Here is a 17,529-nt window from a genome sequence, read left to right on the forward strand (position 1 = left end):
TTTCTTAAGCAAGCAGATAAAAATCAAACCCATTGCAAAAATTAGGTGTGCAGCTATGCACTAAATCTGAATGCCACAGTATGATTTAGCGGGAATCAACTAATATTTTTTGCATACAAACACTTAGGCTATTGCCCTTATACTGCCCATAATTAGGTATTATTTTAAAACCTTGTTTGCTATAGAGTAGTATGGCTTCGGGTTGTAATGTACCCGTTTCAAGAACCATGTTATAAAAACCTAATTCGGTTGCCCATTGCTCAAGTGCTTTTAATATCATGGCACCAATCCCTTTCCCTCTTAGTCCGGGCGCAACATACATTCTTTTTAATTCAACGGTATTTGCGTCAATGGGTTTAAAACAACCGCAGCCGATAGCTGTATTGTTTTCGCAGGCAATAATAACCGTAGTTAAATTGGTAATAATATTATATTGATCATATTGCTGTTGTGTATCACCATATATCATCTCCAAATCCTTATCCAAACAATTGGTTAATGTAATAAAGTTTTTATCATTACTATTTGTTCTTTGCAACTGTATCATCTAATTTGTTTCTATAGCAATATTAAAAGAAAATGGTTGTTGCTGGTTTACATCATTTGCCCAGACATGGTTGTTTAAATTAGGAAACCATTAAAAAGAAAGCCATAATTATAGAACCTAAATATTCTGCCTGCTGCTTTTATTACCTGCAGAACAAGAGTGCGACGCAAGTAAAGCCAAATACCTATCCCCTGGCCCGGTACCAACAACTATGCAAGCGCTTGCGTATGCTTTATGCCAACTGTATAATTTTCAATACCTTAGTCCATTAAAATTTTCTTGTTATATGAAAGGTAAAAATGTATCGCTATTAATATTGCTGGCAGTGTCGGCAATTGTTTCCTGTACTTCAAAACAGGGGAGCCCAACCGAAGTGTTGGAAAATCTTATTCCAAAACCAGTATCGGTAAATAGTACCGGTGAAGTATTTGTGTTAGCAAGCACATCCAATATTTACATAGCTGCCGAAAACTCTGAAGCGCTGAAAGTGGGCCAATACCTTGCAGATAAATTAAAACCCGCAACGGGCTTTGCACTGGCAGTAACTAACAATACAGATACGGCTGCACCCGGCAATATTCACCTGTCGCTGTTATCAGATTCAACATTGGGCGAGGAGGGGTATACCTTGCAGATTACCAAAGAAAAAATAAACCTTAGTGCACATATGCCTGCAGGCTTATTCAGGGGTATACAAACCATCAGGCAATTATTGCCCGCTGCTATTGAGCAACAAACAGTGCAACAGTCCAAATGGGAAATTGCAACAGCCAGTATTACAGATTATCCTACCTATGCATTTCGAGGTAGTATGCTGGATGTGGCCCGCCATTTCTTTGGTGTAGCCGATGTAAAAAAATATATTGATTTATTGGCTTATTACAAAATGAATGTAATGCACCTGCACCTGTCTGATGATCAGGGATGGCGTATTGAAATTAAATCCTGGCCCAACCTTACCGCACATGGTGGCAATACTCAGGTAGGCGGTGGTAATGGTGGTTTTTATACTCAAGAACAATACAAAGACATTGTTCAATATGCCATGGACCGCTATATCACCATTATACCCGAAATAGATATGCCGGGCCATACCAATGCTGCATTGGCATCATATGCAGAATTAAATTGCAACGATACAGCAACCCAATTATACTCTGGCATTGAGGTGGGCTTTAGTACGCTTTGTACACAAAAAGACATTACCTATAAATTTGTAGACGATGTGATTGGAGAATTAGCCGCTATAACCCCCGGCCCCTATCTTCATATTGGTGGTGATGAAAGCCATGCTACCAAAATAGAAGACTATATTCCATTTGTTAGCCGCGTACAGGAAATTGTAAAAGCACATGGCAAACAGGTAATTGGATGGGATGAAATTGCATTATCAACCATGCAGCCAAATAGCATTGCACAGTATTGGGCAGATGCACCCAATTCAAAACTGGCGGTAAGTAAAGGTGCCAAAATAATTATGTCGCCGGCCAGCAAAACCTATATGGATATGCAGTACGATTCTACCACCAGGCTGGGCTTACATTGGGCGGCTTATATTGAATTGGATAGCGCCTATAGCTGGAACCCTGCCACTTTGGTTGATAGTATTACAAAAGAAAATATTGTTGGTATAGAAGCACCCTTGTGGACAGAAACTATTACCAATATGAAACATATTGAGTACATGGTTTTCCCACGCTTATTGGGTTATGCCGAAATTGGATGGTCGGCGCAGGAAGGCAGAAACTGGGAGGAATATAAACTGCGACTTGCAAAACAGGCAGATAGGTTAAAAGCGATGCAAATAGATTATTATCCTTCTGCTTTGGTACCATGGGCTAAATAAAATATAGGCTAGCAAAGTAAATGCCCGGCCCTTATATTTTAGTAATTTTATGGGGCGGGCATTTGCTTCTTTTATGATGCTGTTGTTGTGTCACTCACTTCAGGGTTCTACTTTCATGGCAGCAAAATAATGCCAGTGATAGCTGCACTAACAACAGAAAGTACAAGAGTGCGACGCAAGTGAAGCCTACTACATAAATACATGCCGGGCTAATAAAAAACAGCTAGTAAGTAAAAATAAAAAGCTTACCACTTTATGTGTGTAAGCTTTTTATTTTGGTGTTTTTCTATGTGTTTAATTTATTTTAAGCCATATAATTCTACATGTGCTTTTTGGCCCCGCCAATTAGGAATGCTTCGGTAAACAAATACCACCCTTTTCAAATTGCGGTTATACCCTTTTAAATCAATAATCCGTGTTTTTTCTCCGCTTTTAAAAATATTGCGCACCTGAATATCTTCTTTGGTACCATTTTCATAATACACTTCCAGGTCATCAAACCTGATAGGTGCATCGGTAACTACCAGCCTTATGGCTTTAAATTTATCGGCACCTGCAACAATAATTGCATCTCTGTCGGCTTTAAAATCTACCACTGCTTCGCCTATTTTATGCCAGCCAGGTTTATTACTGGTAACCACTCCCACTTGCTGGGCTATTGAAAATTGTACAGTACCCATTGCGAGTAATAGTAATAAAATGATCTTTTTCATATAGGTAATTTTTTAAGTACTCTGGCAAACACCGTTCCAATAATTTCAAAAAAATGTTAAAGGATTTTTTGGTTTGTTGTTTCCAATGCAAAAACTAATTCGATTAATAATAACAGCCTGCAACTGTAGCATTGCCTTTAAAGCATATGCTGTATTATAATACAACATAAAAACCCCGAGCCACTAAAAAACAAAATGTATTAGTTCAGAGAATAAATAAATGCATTATGAAAACACAAATCACTATTTGAACACACAAAAATTAGTAAACCCATCTACAGGGTTTATTGCTAACCAAACATTTAAAAACATCTTACACATTTATTAAAAGTTAACGTATGAAAAGCAAAATTGTACTATCAGTATCTGCATTGGTACTGGCCGTAGCAGCCATTTTATTTAGCAGCTTTGGCAAACCACAAAGCGATTTATTTTATTATGGGTTTAAAGAAAAAATTAAAATAGAAACCCAGCCAGGCAAGTTTACCCTGCGTTTTACAGATATAGCGAATGCTAAAAGCCGGTTAGAGCAATTGGCCAAAACAAATGGATTTTCTGCCAGAGAATGGAAAGACGACAGAACAGCTATCATAGATTTTATGCGCTCAGATGCCAGTGAAGCCATCCGCAAACTGCAAAGCGAAAAAGAAATAGCCACAGTACAACCATTATACAAAACATTGGCAGAGCAATTGGAACTTTCTGCTACCGATGAAATATTGGTACGATTTAATAAGTATACTGCCGCCACGGATGTGGAGCGTATTATGAAAACTTACCAATTATCGCTGGTACAAAAAGGCGAGTTGTTCTATACATTTAGTGTAGCAAAAACCGCCAATACTTTACAAATTGCCAACACTATTATGGAAAGTGGTGTAGCAGAATTTGCCCACCCTAATTTTTATAGAAAAATTGAATTACAGCAAGTACCCAATGATGAGTTTTTTGGCTTTCAGTGGAATTTAAATAATACCGGTCAGGTAATTAATGATGGCCATACAGGTACACCTGATGCAGATATTGATGCACCTGAGGCCTGGGTAAAAACCATGGGTAGCAGCAGCATTGTTGTAGCTGTTATTGATGAAGGTGTTACCAGTAATCACCCTGATTTACCTAATGCCAGACAGGTAAGGTTAAATGGTAGTAATTTTTCTCCCGGTGGTCCGGTTAATGATCCTTCACCGGTGGGTAATGGCAATCATGGTAATGCATGTTCGGGTATTGTAGCAGCTACTAGAAATAATGGAGAAGGCATTTCTGGTGTAGCGCCTAATTGTAAAATTATGCCTATTAAAATATTAAACAGTGCAGCCACAGATGCAAATATTGCCAATGCAATTACGTTTGCCAAAACCAATGGAGCACAGGTAATTTCCAATAGCTGGGGATATAGTACATCAAGCACAAACTTTATTCCTGCAATTGTTACAGCCATACAGGACGCTGTTACCAATGGCCGTGGTGGTTTAGGTTGTGTAGTAGTTTTTGCAGCACAAAACACTGCTGATTTGGTACATGGTATTAACGGCTATATTGGTTTTCCAGGCAATGTAAATATTGCCGGAGTTTTAACAGTAGGCGCATCAGACCGCTACGACAAACAAGCCAATTACAGCCCACTTAGCGTGCCTGCAGCAGCTAACAACCAGATAGTGGATATTGTGGCTCCTTCTCACAGGGCTTATACCAGCCAGATAGCTACTGAAAACTTTGAAATATGGTCTATGGATATTCCAGGGGCCACTGGTTATAACCCTCAAACTGGCGGCATTTATTTGCCTGCAGCCGGTATTAATTACCAATCTTATACCGGTCGTATGGGTGGAACATCTGCCGCTACGCCACAAGTGGCTGGTGCTGCTGCTTTATTGTTATCACTAAACTCCTCTTTAACCCAGCAACAGGTATTTAATATTTTAACTGAAAATGCCGATAAAGTAGGTGGTTATACCTACAATGCAAGCGGTTTTAGTAACGAGATGGGTTATGGCCGTTTAAATCTTTACCGCGCAGTGCAAAAAGCCAAGGCTGATTTGTATATGAAAGACCAAAGCGCCGATGCCGGTATAGAGCCCAACCCTTCAACAGCTGCTTATTATACTTCTCCTGATATTTGGGTAAGAAATGTAAATGATGGTGGTACAACTCACCAAAACCCCGAAGCCGGACAGATAAATTATGTGTATGTAAAAGTTAGAAACCGTGGCGTTGGATCTTCTTCAGGTATTTCAGATAACCTGAAACTCTATTGGGCAAAAGCTTCCACTGGTTTAAGCTGGACATTCCCCTGGACCGGTTCAACCTATAACTGTGCAGGCAATACCATTAATATTGGCGGCCAAATTGGTACCCAATTGATTGGCGTAATTCCTGCCGCTGGTACAACTACCTATATTTTTAACTGGACACCTCCAAAACCAACCGATTTCCAACCTTGCTTTGGTACAGATGCTTCGCATTTTTGCTTACTGGCCCGTATTGAAACTGCACCTGCAAGCCCTTATGGTATGGCAGTACCCGAAACCACCAGTCTTGGTGATAATGTAAAAAACAACAATAATATCGTTTGGAAAAATGTATCAGTAGTAGATCTGTTGCCAAATGTTAGTCTGGTTAAAACTTCGGTTTTAATTACAGGTTCCAAATTATTAAGAAGAACTTTTACCAGCACTGATCTGGCATTTATGGTACCAAGGGAAAAAGGCGTTGAAAATATTCTTACAGTTGCCGATGTGGATATTGATCTTGGCGAATTTACCAAAGGCTGGCTTAATGCTGGCGGCAGGGTAGAGGGTGGCAAAACTTACCTGGATGATAAAGGCAATACCCTTATTCGTATTAGCGCAACAACAGGTAAAATTTATGGTGTGCCAATTGCTACTACGCAAATGGGTAGCATAACACTTAATATTATGCCACTTAAATTTAGCCCCGGCATTTTATACGATTTTGATATACAGCAAATGGATAAAAATGTAGTGGTAGGTGGTGAAAGGTTTGACCTGCAGTTTAAAGACAAAGCTGGTTTTGCCAAAACACCGGCAACTATTCAAACACCGGCAATCTTCCCTAAGAATCCATTGAAAGTTTATCAAACCGGAGCACAGTTAAATATTGAAATGAACGATGGCAAAACGTATTTGGTAACTGTTGCCAATAATTTTGGTCAAGTATTTAGCACGGTTAAAATGACCAACCGTATAAGCATACCTACAAGTACTTATATGAAAGGTGTTTACTTTGTAAAACTAAGTAGCATTAAAGATCAACAGACTTATGGTGCAAGTGTTATTATTCAGTAACCATACAACAACCAAAACAAAAGGAGACTGTTAGCAATAACAGTCTCCTTTTGTTTTTAGTGAAACCAGTCGATGTTAAAAATGAAATGGTAGCTTGTTATTTCGCTTAAAAAAATTTCAAGCTAACTGTACGCATATTGATTAACATAATTTGAATTAACTCAAATTATTATAGCTATATTTTTTGGGGCCAGGCAAAATATTTTTATGGCATCATTACTTGCATCGCACAATTGTGCTGCACCATGTAATGCAGCTTTAACAGCCAATTATACAAACAACAATTTTAAGTTTTAAATACCTGTATTTTGCCGCCATAATAACCCGCCGTACAAGAGTGCGACGCAAGTAAAGCTTATTGTGTAGGTAAATGCCGGGCTAATAAATTAATCTGCCAGTCGCCCCAGTTTTTTTATTTTTATAAACTGCATAATCAGGTAAAATATTACCAGCCAAACCGCCAGTATTATTGAGTAGGCCATTAACTCAAGCCAAATGGGTGAGTGTCCTCTTCTGGCAAACAATGTTCTTTTATCAAATACAGATGTGTTTTGAAATGTAGCACCCCATGGAACGGCTTTTTCAACAGTAAGATTGCCATATACATCATTGTCTTCTATTGTGGCAATAAGGGTTAAGATGCCTTTTGCATCACCCGGTAAGCTGTCTCTTTTGTATTCGGCAGTAACAGTTCCTGTGCTGTCGGTAGTATAAGTTTCAGTTTCGTTTACGTTTAAATTGCCATCCAGTCTTTTAACAGCAACTTTTACATCTACACCCGTTACAGGTAACCAAACCGTATCATTTAGTGCTAATAATTTTGCAGTAATAACTTTATCGGCGCTGGTATCAATTTGTAGTTTTGCTTTTACAATATCAACATTGGTTTTAGTTTCATCGTATAGTTTTGAGGCCTGCGCCACAGCAATAAAACTTTGGTTGGCCGATTTGTTCCATTCATCTTTTGCAGATGGTGGAATTAGCACAAAAGCTTCTCCTTTTTCATTGGTAATTGCCTTGCCCAACAGGTTTGCTGATGATGAATCGCTGGTAATATAAAAGCGCACATCTATGCCTGGTATTTGCTGAAATTTTCCATCAATCTTTGATTTGGCATGCACCATTACATATTGCGATTGATTATTATTGTTGTAGTAGCTAAGGTTTAATACCAGATCGTTTTTAGTGGCCTGTGCCCTAGCATTAAAGCTGAGGCAACTTAACAGTGCAATAAGTATGTATAATTGATTATGCTTTTTCATGTTGTTCATTTTCTATAATTGTTTCATGAATGGGGATAATGGGGAAAATTCTGGCAAAGAAGGTAATAACCAATAAAGCACCAGCTAAAGAACCAATGGCAATGGCCCACTCTTCCCAACTTGGAAAATAGTGCATATAATTTTGTGGTACATCGTGCATAGGTAAAAACGGATGTAACAATGTTGGCGTTACAATCAGGTATCGTTTAAACCAGGAACCAACTACTACCAGTATACCTGCAATAAAAGCAGGCAAAGGTTTTCTGCCCTTTTTAAATAAGAGAATGAGTATGGGAATAATCATGGCTGTTGTAATGGCAAACCAGAAAACAGGAGCAAATTCACCGGTAAATAGCCCTACCAAATGTTCTTCTTCAGACTTTTTCATTTTAAACGCTGGCACCAAAAATTCGTTTACATTAAAATACAAATACAACAATGCAAGCAGTACAAGTATTTTACCCATTTTATCAAAATGTTCGTTGGTAATATATTTTTCCAGCTTATAGTGCGTACGAAAAATATACATGGCTACAATTACACCACCTGCACCCACCAAAAATGCACCTGAGATAAAATAAGCACCAAAATTGGTACTATCCCAACCCGGCCGGTAAGTAGTAGCAAACAACCAGGAGGTAACGGTGTGTATAGAAAATGCTACAGGAATAATTGTGATTGAAAGTATATTAATGGCCTTATCGCTTATCTTAATTTGTGCTGGTGTGTTTTTCCAGAACGAACCTAAAAAAGAATAGAGTTTATTAAGTGATTTTCCCGTTTTTTCTTTAAACCTTAGTAAGATTTGAAAATCGGGCAATAAGGGGAAATACAGCAGTAAAATACTAATAAAGAAATAGGTAGTAATTACAATTACGTCCCAAATTATTGGTGATTGTAAACGGCCATGCAAAAACAAATTATAAAACCTTTCAGGCCGGCCCATATCAACTATAATTATTAGCGATGCAAATGTGATGGCCGAAACTGCAATAATTTCTGCAATCCTTGTTAAGGGTGTGCTCCAGTGAACATTGGTTAACCGTAATACAGCTGTAATTAAAGAGCCTACTAAACTAATGGCTACAAAGAATACAAAATTGGAAATGTAAATTCCCCAGGAAGCATAATCCCGCATGGATGTTACAACCAGTCCTTCTGATAATTGCCGGTAATAGGCATAAGCACCAATTGCGCATAAAACCAATAAGAAAGCCACCCAAATCTTACCCTGTTTACCAAACTCCTGTGGCAGTAAATCTTCTGTAATTTTTTGTGATGTTAAGTTTTCCACTGTTTATGATTTTGGGTTAATTTTTTCTGTTCCTTCTTCTTCTTTGTTTTCAAAAGGGAAATTTCTGTTTACTGGTGGTAAATAATATACACTAGGTTTTGTGCCAAGATCTTCCATTAACCTGTATCCAGCTTTGTCTCTTATCAAATCGCTAAAGCGAAATGTTTCGGGGCCATTACTAACGGTATCTTCATTCATATCTCCAAACATAAATACACCATTGGGGCACGCAGATACGCAATGTGGTAGTGAACCCTGCCGCACCATATCCGGACAAAAATCGCATTTACCAACCGTACCGGTTTTCTGCGGTACACTGGTTTCGCAGGAGTATGGTTTATCAGCAATTTCTTTCGATAATCCGGGGTCCTCCCAGTTAAATACACGGGTACTGTAAGGGCAAGCGGCCATACAAAACCTGCAGCCAATACAACGGTCGCTGTCAATTAATACAATACCATCCTGGCGTTTAAAGGTGGCATCTACAGGGCAAACTTTTACACAGGGCGGTTCATCGCAATGCATGCAGGTGGTAGGTTGCCAATATGGTGCTGTATGGTCTGCATCCTGCATGGCGTATACTTTTATCCAGTTTTGATCAGGATGTATATGATGCATATGATTACAGGCTGTTTGGCATTTCTTTAGACTTTTGCATCTGGAAAGATCAATTACCATTACAAACTTTTTACCCTTAATACCAATCCTGGCCGCTTCATTAGAAACGGTAGGTAAATCTGGTACAGGTTTTAAAAAAGCTTTATCTACTTCAATTATTTCGCCATCCACCGATAGCAATTTTACCTTCTCACCCGATGGTTGCACCAAATCGTTTTCATCTGGTGCAAACGGGTTTTCTTTGGTTGAGCAACCCGCAATGGCAAGGCTTGCCAACAGGCCCGATGTAATAAATTCTCTTCTCGAAGTATCATTTATTTTCATGTGAAATATATTTAAAGTGGCGCTTGATTTTTATGTGAAAGCAACAAAAATGTTTAACCGGGCAAATGCACAGTTATGTAACTTTTCTTGCGTCGCACTCTTGTACTGCAACAATACTATTGGGCAAATACAGTGCTTATGTTATATGAAGTAACAGGCATGTGTGGGCTGCTGGCAGCTGCATTATGTACCACAGTATAAGTGTGCGACGCAACCTGGCTTAATAGCAATACATCAGCCGGGCCCAAAAATTCTGTTATGATTTTTTTACCCAGCCCTGTAATTCCTTATCGGTTATTTTTTGTTTGGCGCTGCTTATATTTGCCATATCTACTTCTACTAACCTGCCATCCTGTGTTAACAGTTTCATGGTTTTTTTTTCAGCGGCAGGTGCACAGCTAATTACCGTATTTTTTTTGCGGAAGAAGCCAAATTTTAAAAGGGGGAAAAGCGATAAAGCGCTTAGCCCAAACAGCCATTTTCTTCTTGAGTTTTTTTCTGAATTATCAATCACAGGCGCTTTCATTTTTTCCGTATTAATGTGATGCAATCTTGTTGGAATACCTTTTTAAATTGGATATTGATTTTGTAGCTGGCAATTTTTGGCAGGATATAAAAAGCCTCATTAATGAGGCTTTTTATATGTGCGGTATTTGCTATTTTTTTAATGTGCGCATGAAGTTTACCAAACTCCATATATCATCCTGCTCAGGAATTTTCTTTTTAAAGCCTGGCATATCTTCTCTGCCTTCTGAAACTTTAAAAAATAAAGAACCGTCTGACTGTGATTGAAATGCAGCTTTGGTAAAATCAGAAGGTTGGGTATCTAATTGTGCAGCTTTACTACCATCGCCAAGGCCTGTTTTACCATGACAGGATGCACAATGTGTAGCCCATAATGCTTTGCCGGCAGCTACAGATGCAGCATCTGATTTTACTGGGTTAGCTGTTTTTGCAGCTTTATCAGGGGCGGCCCAGGGTTTGGTTTGAATAAACCTGAAACTTGAACTTAAAACGGCAACAAGTACAATTGCGAATGCTACAAGAATTTTGATTTTCATGATCTTAAATAATTTGTTTAATAATTAAAAAGGTTGATTATAAAGTTCTGCTTTATTATTAGAAATTCCACAACCTTGATATGTTAAACCCAACCAGGAACTGTCCTTTGGTAAAATCGTTTTGATTAAACAGGTTGTTGTTTTGGGGCAGAATAGAACCATAGTTGCCTGCAAAAACCTGAAAATCGTGACCGCTTGATTTCATTTCTAAACCAAAACTGATATTGGGATGTGGGTTATTCATTGGATGTTGTGTAAGTGGCTGATCGTAGTTGGCTATAAGTGACATAGACCTTGATACTTTATACCTGCCTGAGAAACTGATGGCTAAATGCGTATTATTGAATTTAGGTTGTATTACACCGGCTTTATCGTAATAACCTTCTACATTATTAAAATAAGATAAGCTGGGTGCCACCTGTACAGAGAATGATTCTGTAATTTTTCTGGCAATTATTAGTTGGCTAAAAAAGCTGAGTCGGTCACTAAATTCTACAATAGGTAAAGAGCTGTTTTTTGCTCTGGTGTCCATTACAGTATTTACAAACAGGCTTGCACTTATTGGCATGCTGTTGTTTTTGGTTTGTTTTAGTAATGCATATTTGGCACTTAGGTCTACCTGCATTTTATCGTTGGTTACACCAAACCCAACTTGCAGATTTTTTTTAGGCACATAACTAAAGCCTAAACGCATGTTGGCGCCGGCAAATAAGCCAAACAGGTCTTTTAGTCCATGTTCTACCGTACCAAACCGGTGCTGAATATCAAACTCGAAAGTACCTTTAATGGGAACCATCACTGTTTGATTGTCTATGAGGTAAGTATCCTCAAAGGTATTTTTTACATAAACCTTCTTTTTTACTACAGGTGCAGGGGCTGCAATAGCCGAGTCCTGTGCTATCAATTCATTAAAGCATGTAGCCAAACCAATCAACAGCACTAAGCTTATCCTGGTTAGAATTGATAATGTATAATATTTTTCTATTTTCATGTTGATTGATTTAATTGTTTTTAGCACCTTGATTTATCCATGCATAAATCTTTGCATTTATGGTTTCGTCTGGTCCGGCGCCAAGTGGCATAACGGGACTTTTTTTACCGGTTAACCAGAACATCAGTACGCTGTTATCAGGATCGTTGGCTTTAATATAGCTTCCATCGGCTAAAGCTTTAAAGGCATTGGCGGCCGATAGATCAGGTACTTTACCTCCTGCTACATGGCAACCGCTAAGTGCACAACTTTTGGTAAAAATGGGTACAATATCATTGGCAAAACTTTGTGTTTCTGTAATATCGGCGCCCGGGTTTTTAACAATTGTTGTAGTCTTATAACATCCTGAAATAGCAAGCATTACTATGGCCGTTAAACCTGATAATATTGCTATTCGAATCTTTGGCATAATCTTTCTTTTTATTGTTAATAAGACTACTGGTTATTTTTGAAATTTCAGCATCAGGTTTGGTTGTATACCATGCTGATAATTGGATTTATCCCAAATAGCAAATCCAAATGGCTGATCTTCAAGGCTTGAAAAATCAATATCCTGTTTTAATACATCATTGGTTTTTAATAAACGCTTATACTCATATATCCAACCAGTGCCGGTATAAATGGCAACCATATCTATGTCTGCTCTACCATTATTTACAGGGGCAACAATATTGCCTGGAAAGCATTTTGCACCAACCTCACTGTTTGCAGAAGAGCCTAGTCTTTGATAATCTGTACTAATATTCGGGTCGATTGTGCCATCGGCAAAAGTTAAAACACCATCAGAACTTATTGCTGTAATTTTAACTGCAGCTCCACCCGCTAGAGTATCTGAAGCTTTTATAAAATCATCTGTAGAATTAGGAATTACCCAAAGAGGTACAGTTACAGTTGTTCCTGTACCATTTAATTTTAAACTTTGTCTGTTGCTAATTGAGCCTTGGGTAGCATCAGCAGTGTAGACAGGGCGAAATGGCCATGTAGCTGATGTAGAAGATACTACTAAATCATCGAAATGTCTGCCATTACCATTGCCTCCAGTTAAATTGGTGATAGCAGGTCCACCTGCCCAATCCTGATAATTATCATCCATTTTGTTGAATGCAAAGCCTCTATTTGGGTGCCCCCACCACATATCTATTTTTTCATCGGCACCATTTGTATAATGGTTACCACTTGCAGCATTTGATTTTAATACTGCTGGTGTAACTGAATAATCTAAGTATGGCGTAAATACATGGCAACTGGCATAACAGGTTTGGGTACTAAATTTTGGGGTAGAATTATCAACATTCCAAAGCATTGCAAATTTATCTTCACCAAAGCCTTCTCTTGTTAAAACGCCATTTGCATCAAATGTTTTGGCAGTGGGTTCCTGCGCCCATAATTTGGTTGTGGTATTAAAATACCAAGGAGATGACTTAATATTCTTTTGATCATCTGGTACTTCGGCTAAAAAATAAATGCTGGTACCATCGTACATAGAGCGTAAAGTGGCGGGAAATTTTTGACCGATATAACCTGCAAAAAGTCCATTACCAGCATCAGGTACGGTGGGTGTAATTGCTAGTTTTTGTGCATTGTCCCAAATGGCATCAATAGTGCCATCAATAACCGGGGCACTGCTTGTTTTGTAAGCAACCAAATCAGTTGTGTTTGTAGTTGTAACAGCAACAACCTGATCCTTTTTGGTACAGTTTAAAAAAACTACTGCCAGCAAAATGGAGAGTATTGCAATCGAATAAATTTTCATATTAAAATATTTATGGTGATAACTATTGTTTGTTATGTAAATGTTGCACCATTTAACACCTGCTATTATGTTTAGAATCATAAAATTTTATGACATTAAGCAGAAATGTCATAAACCTGTCATGTGAATACATGGCGCATTTTTAAATTTAACAAACTGATTATGAATCACTTATAATCAAATAAGCTTTTTCAGCGTGTGTTTATAGCTGGTATTTGTAGAAAACTTTCTGGCTTTTGTATATAAAAACCAATTTGGGAGCCCGGCTTTTTTTAATTTGGCAACTTTACTTGCGTCGCACTCTTGTACGTTTAGCACCTAATTCAGCAGTAATAAGGCAACAATTACCTAAAAAATATTGCTTTTTTGCTGCCACAAAGGAGGAACCCCGAACCGAGCGTGGCAAGTAAAGCCAAATAAATATGCTGCAGCCGGTAACCAAAAAAGACTGATAAAGGGCAATTAATTAATTAAAACAAAGCGGGGTAAATTTTAAGGCGAAAAGCAAAAGCGTATTTTCGTGCAAACAATACATGAAAGGCGAATGACAATGCGTTTTAAAAAACTAGCAGGTAAACTGGCAAAAATTACAGGCATTAGCATTGGCAGCCTTTTGTTGTTACTATTTTTACTGCCCTATTTTTTTCCTGATACAATTGAAAATAAAATAAAGGATTTTGCCAATAGTAGTATTAACGGTAAAATAGACTTTTCAAAAGTGAGGCTTAGTTTTTTTAATCATTTTCCGGCACTTACATTAACAATGTATGATGTATCGCTAAAAGGGTCTGCCCCCTTTGCCAACGACACTTTAATTGCTGCTGATGAACTGGCTTTTGGTATTGACATCTCCTCCCTTTTTGAAAAACAATTGCGTATAGATCAATTTTTTTTAACCCATGCCAATATTAATGTGCTGGTAGATGCAGCTGGCGCGGCTAATTATAATGTGTATAAGGGCGATACCTCAACCAGCATAAACACCGATACAACCAGCACCTCGTTAAAAATTGAAAAAATAGTTATAGAAAACAGTCATCTTATTTATAACGACCAATCGCTACCCATGCGCATTAATGCGAAAGGATTTAATTACACAGGTAAAGGCGATTTAAGTAAAGACATTTTTGACCTGTATACCCATGCCGCCATTGATTCGTTGGATTTTTCGTTTGACAATGAAGATTATGTTCTGTCAAAAAAAATAAATGCTGATCTTATTACTGCAATTAATACCAACTCATTACGGCTGGAGTTTCAAAAAAACGATTTGCGCATTAACAAATTACCGGTTCAGTTTAACGGAGTTTTTGAGTTTTTGAAAAATGGATATAAAATGGACTTTAACATTAACTCAAAAGCAACACCCTTGTATGATTTGTTTACTGCCTTACCCCCAAAATATTTAGGCTGGTTACAAAAAACCGAAGTTGATGGCACGGCAGATGTAATAGCATCCTTAACCGGAAACTATATTGCAGAAACCATTACTATGCCCAGCCTGCTGTTTAATTTAAAAATTAGAGATGGTGCTATTGCCTATGATAATGCGCCAGTACCTGTAAATAATATCTTCCTCAACTTTGATGCAGCTTTACCGGGTTTAAATACGGATAGCTTACTTGTAAATATTGATTCACTTTATTTTAATGTAGATAAGGATTACTGCAGTTCTATATTACATATTAAGGGTTTAAACAATCCTTTTATTCAGGCAAAATTAAACGCTTCACTTAACCTGGAAACCTGGGATAAAGCGCTGGGCCTGGCGCCATACGACCTAAAAGGCAGGTTTACAATAACAGCAGATGCCAATGGAAAATATGCCACTACTATCATCCCAAAAGCTATAAGGGGTTTTGATACTATACTTACCAGCATACCGGTATTTCATATCAACAGTTCTTTACAAAATGGCTTTATTAAATACGAGGGTGTACCCCAGCCAATAAATAATATCAGTTTTCAACTAAACGCAAGCTGTGCAGATAGTAATTATAAACATGCAGCTTTAATACTTCATAACCTGCATGCCCAGGCCTTGCACAATGAAATTAAAGGCAATCTTCAGCTAAGTGCAGCCAGCGATATGCCGCTGGAATTAAACATACAAACCCTGTTAAATCTGGCCGATATAAAAAAGTTCTATCCGCTGGATAGTATGGAACTGGCAGGCAAACTTTCTATTAACCTGCAATCAAAAGGAAAATATAATCCTGAGAAAAAATTATTCCCGGTTACTACGGCCAAGATTAATTTGACCAATGGCAGCATTAAAACCGCTTATTATCCCCATCCGGTACAAAAAATACAGGTACAGGCCAACCTGCTAAACACCAATGGTACATTAAAAGATCTAGCGCTTACCATATTGCCCATATCTTTTGAATTTGAAGGTCAGCCTTTTAGCCTGCAGGCCAATCTAAAAAACTTTGATGACCTGCAATACAATATCAATGCAGCGGGTAAGCTGGATATGGGTAAAATTTACCAGGTGTTTGCCGTTAAAGGGTATAATGTGGCAGGTATGGTAGAAACCAATCTTTCATTACAAGGTGTACAAAGCGACGCCACCAATGGCCGCTACAATAAATTAAATAATAATGGTACCCTCACTGTAAAGGATCTTACACTAAAGGCCGATATGTTTCCCCTGCCATTTAATATCACCAATGGCACACTTAGTTTTAAACAGGATAAAATTTGGCTGGATGCTTTTCGAGGTAATTATGGCAAATCCGATTTTAAGCTTACAGGCTATGTAAACAATATTATCAATTATGCATTGGCAGATAACGAAACGCTGCAAGGCAAATTAAGCCTTAGCAGCAACCAATTGGTGGCCGATGAATTAATGGCCTATGCATCGGGTACCGATTCTGCAGCCATTGCAACAGCCGATAGTACAGGCGTTATAATTATTCCAGCTAACCTGCAAATGGATATGCAGGCAACAGCAAATAAGGTCAATTACAATGGTCTCAATCTTACAAATGTAAAAGCACAGCTATTACTCAACAAAGGCACACTCACCATAAAAAATACAGGCTTTACACTCATTAATACACCGATAGAAATGAGCGGTTCCTATACAAGTGTTTCTCCTACAAAAGCCAGTTTTAATTATCATATTAAGGCCAGTAATTTCGATATCCATAAAGCCTATACTGATATTCAGTTATTTCACGATATGGCTTCTGCAGCGGCAAAAGTAAAAGGACAAGTTTCGCTCGATTATACTTTAAAAGGCAATCTGGATGCCAACATGTACCCAGTTTACCCTACCCTAAAAGGTGGTGGAACACTAACTCTTGAAAAAGTACAGGTAAGCGGGTTAAAGCTATTTAGTGCAGTAAGTAAAGCCACTAACCGCGATAGTATCAATAACCCCAATCTCGAAGGCGTAAAAATAAATACTATTATCGCTAATAATATTATTACCATCCAGCGTACTAAAATGCGTGTATTTGGTTTCAGGCCCAGGTTAGAAGGGCAGGTAAGTTTTGATGGTAATTTAAATCTGCGGTTTAGGTTAGGTTTGCCTCCATTAGGTGTATTTGGTATACCCATGAGCATCACCGGCACACAGGATAATCCAATTATAAAAATGCGCCAGGCATCAGATGCCGATAATTTAGAAGAAACCGCACCAGAAGAGTAGGCCAGTTATAATACCAGCTAATTATTTCATAGCATCGCCGCTTGCGTCGCAATCCGTTCAGGGTTCCTCATTTATGGCAGCAAAACAACATGCGGTAATAAAATAATACGCATAAAAAAAGCAACCATTGGCTGCTTTTCAAAACTATATT

The 17,529-nt window shown here is 38.1% G+C and carries 13 protein-coding genes; 3 read left to right on the plus strand and 10 right to left on the minus strand.

The features are described from left to right. Window positions 1-85 precede the first annotated feature (85 nt). Complete coding sequence (locus GD597_RS08850; RefSeq protein WP_171607470.1) at window positions 86-547, minus strand: GNAT family N-acetyltransferase; 462 nt, start codon at window positions 545-547, stop codon at window positions 86-88. A 286-nt stretch (window positions 548-833) separates the two neighbouring features. On the opposite strand from GD597_RS08850, the gene GD597_RS08855 reads away from it, so the two are divergent. Then, window positions 834-2,393, plus strand: coding sequence for a beta-N-acetylhexosaminidase (locus GD597_RS08855; protein WP_171607471.1), 1,560 nt, complete (start codon window positions 834-836; stop codon window positions 2,391-2,393). 299 nt (window positions 2,394-2,692) lie between these two features. Here the strand turns inward: GD597_RS08855 and GD597_RS08860 are convergent, their stop codons facing one another. Continuing rightward, entirely contained in the window at window positions 2,693-3,106 is a 414-nt protein-coding gene (locus GD597_RS08860; protein ID WP_171607472.1) for a hypothetical protein, read from the minus strand. Between the two features lie 338 nt (window positions 3,107-3,444). Here GD597_RS08860 and GD597_RS08865 point away from each other — a divergent pair, with 338 nt between their 5' ends. Then, on the plus strand, window positions 3,445-6,414 hold the full coding sequence (locus GD597_RS08865; protein WP_171607473.1) for a S8 family serine peptidase: 2,970 nt from the start codon (window positions 3,445-3,447) through the stop codon (window positions 6,412-6,414). Between the two features lie 386 nt (window positions 6,415-6,800). On the opposite strand, the gene GD597_RS08870 is transcribed toward GD597_RS08865, so the two are convergent. The 8 genes from GD597_RS08870 to GD597_RS08905 form a co-directional block, all read right to left on the minus strand. Next, complete coding sequence (locus GD597_RS08870; protein WP_171607474.1) at window positions 6,801-7,676, minus strand: hypothetical protein; 876 nt, start codon at window positions 7,674-7,676, stop codon at window positions 6,801-6,803. Then, window positions 7,663-8,970: an NrfD/PsrC family molybdoenzyme membrane anchor subunit gene (gene nrfD / locus GD597_RS08875; protein ID WP_171607475.1), complete on the minus strand. Its 1,308-nt coding sequence runs from the start codon at window positions 8,968-8,970 to the stop codon at window positions 7,663-7,665. Before nrfD ends, GD597_RS08870 begins: the two co-directional genes overlap by 14 nt. A 3-nt stretch (window positions 8,971-8,973) precedes the next feature. Next, window positions 8,974-9,912 (minus strand): 4Fe-4S dicluster domain-containing protein, encoded by a 939-nt coding sequence (locus tag GD597_RS08880; protein ID WP_171607476.1) that lies wholly within the window; start codon window positions 9,910-9,912, stop codon window positions 8,974-8,976. Between the two features lie 256 nt (window positions 9,913-10,168). Then, window positions 10,169-10,438 (minus strand): hypothetical protein, encoded by a 270-nt coding sequence (locus GD597_RS08885; protein WP_171607477.1) that lies wholly within the window; start codon window positions 10,436-10,438, stop codon window positions 10,169-10,171. 130 nt (window positions 10,439-10,568) lie between these two features. Continuing rightward, window positions 10,569-10,973 (minus strand): c-type cytochrome, encoded by a 405-nt coding sequence (locus GD597_RS08890; protein WP_171607478.1) that lies wholly within the window; start codon window positions 10,971-10,973, stop codon window positions 10,569-10,571. Between the two features lie 58 nt (window positions 10,974-11,031). Continuing rightward, a complete protein-coding gene (locus GD597_RS08895; protein ID WP_171607479.1) occupies window positions 11,032-11,964 on the minus strand; it encodes a DUF5777 family beta-barrel protein in 933 nt (310 codons plus the stop codon). A 10-nt stretch (window positions 11,965-11,974) separates the two neighbouring features. Continuing rightward, window positions 11,975-12,373, minus strand: a complete 399-nt coding sequence (locus GD597_RS08900) for a hypothetical protein (RefSeq protein ID WP_171607480.1) — start codon at window positions 12,371-12,373, stop codon at window positions 11,975-11,977. 33 nt (window positions 12,374-12,406) lie between these two features. Then, window positions 12,407-13,717: an ethylbenzene dehydrogenase-related protein gene (locus GD597_RS08905; RefSeq protein WP_171607481.1), complete on the minus strand. Its 1,311-nt coding sequence runs from the start codon at window positions 13,715-13,717 to the stop codon at window positions 12,407-12,409. Between the two features lie 544 nt (window positions 13,718-14,261). Between GD597_RS08905 and GD597_RS08910 the strand changes: the two genes are divergently transcribed. Then, entirely contained in the window at window positions 14,262-17,378 is a 3,117-nt protein-coding gene (locus tag GD597_RS08910; RefSeq protein ID WP_171607482.1) for an AsmA family protein, read from the plus strand. Window positions 17,379-17,529: the final 151 nt, after the last annotated feature.

The organism is Limnovirga soli, assembly GCF_013106755.1.
In the GTDB taxonomy this organism is placed as follows: domain Bacteria; phylum Bacteroidota; class Bacteroidia; order Chitinophagales; family Chitinophagaceae; genus Limnovirga; species Limnovirga soli.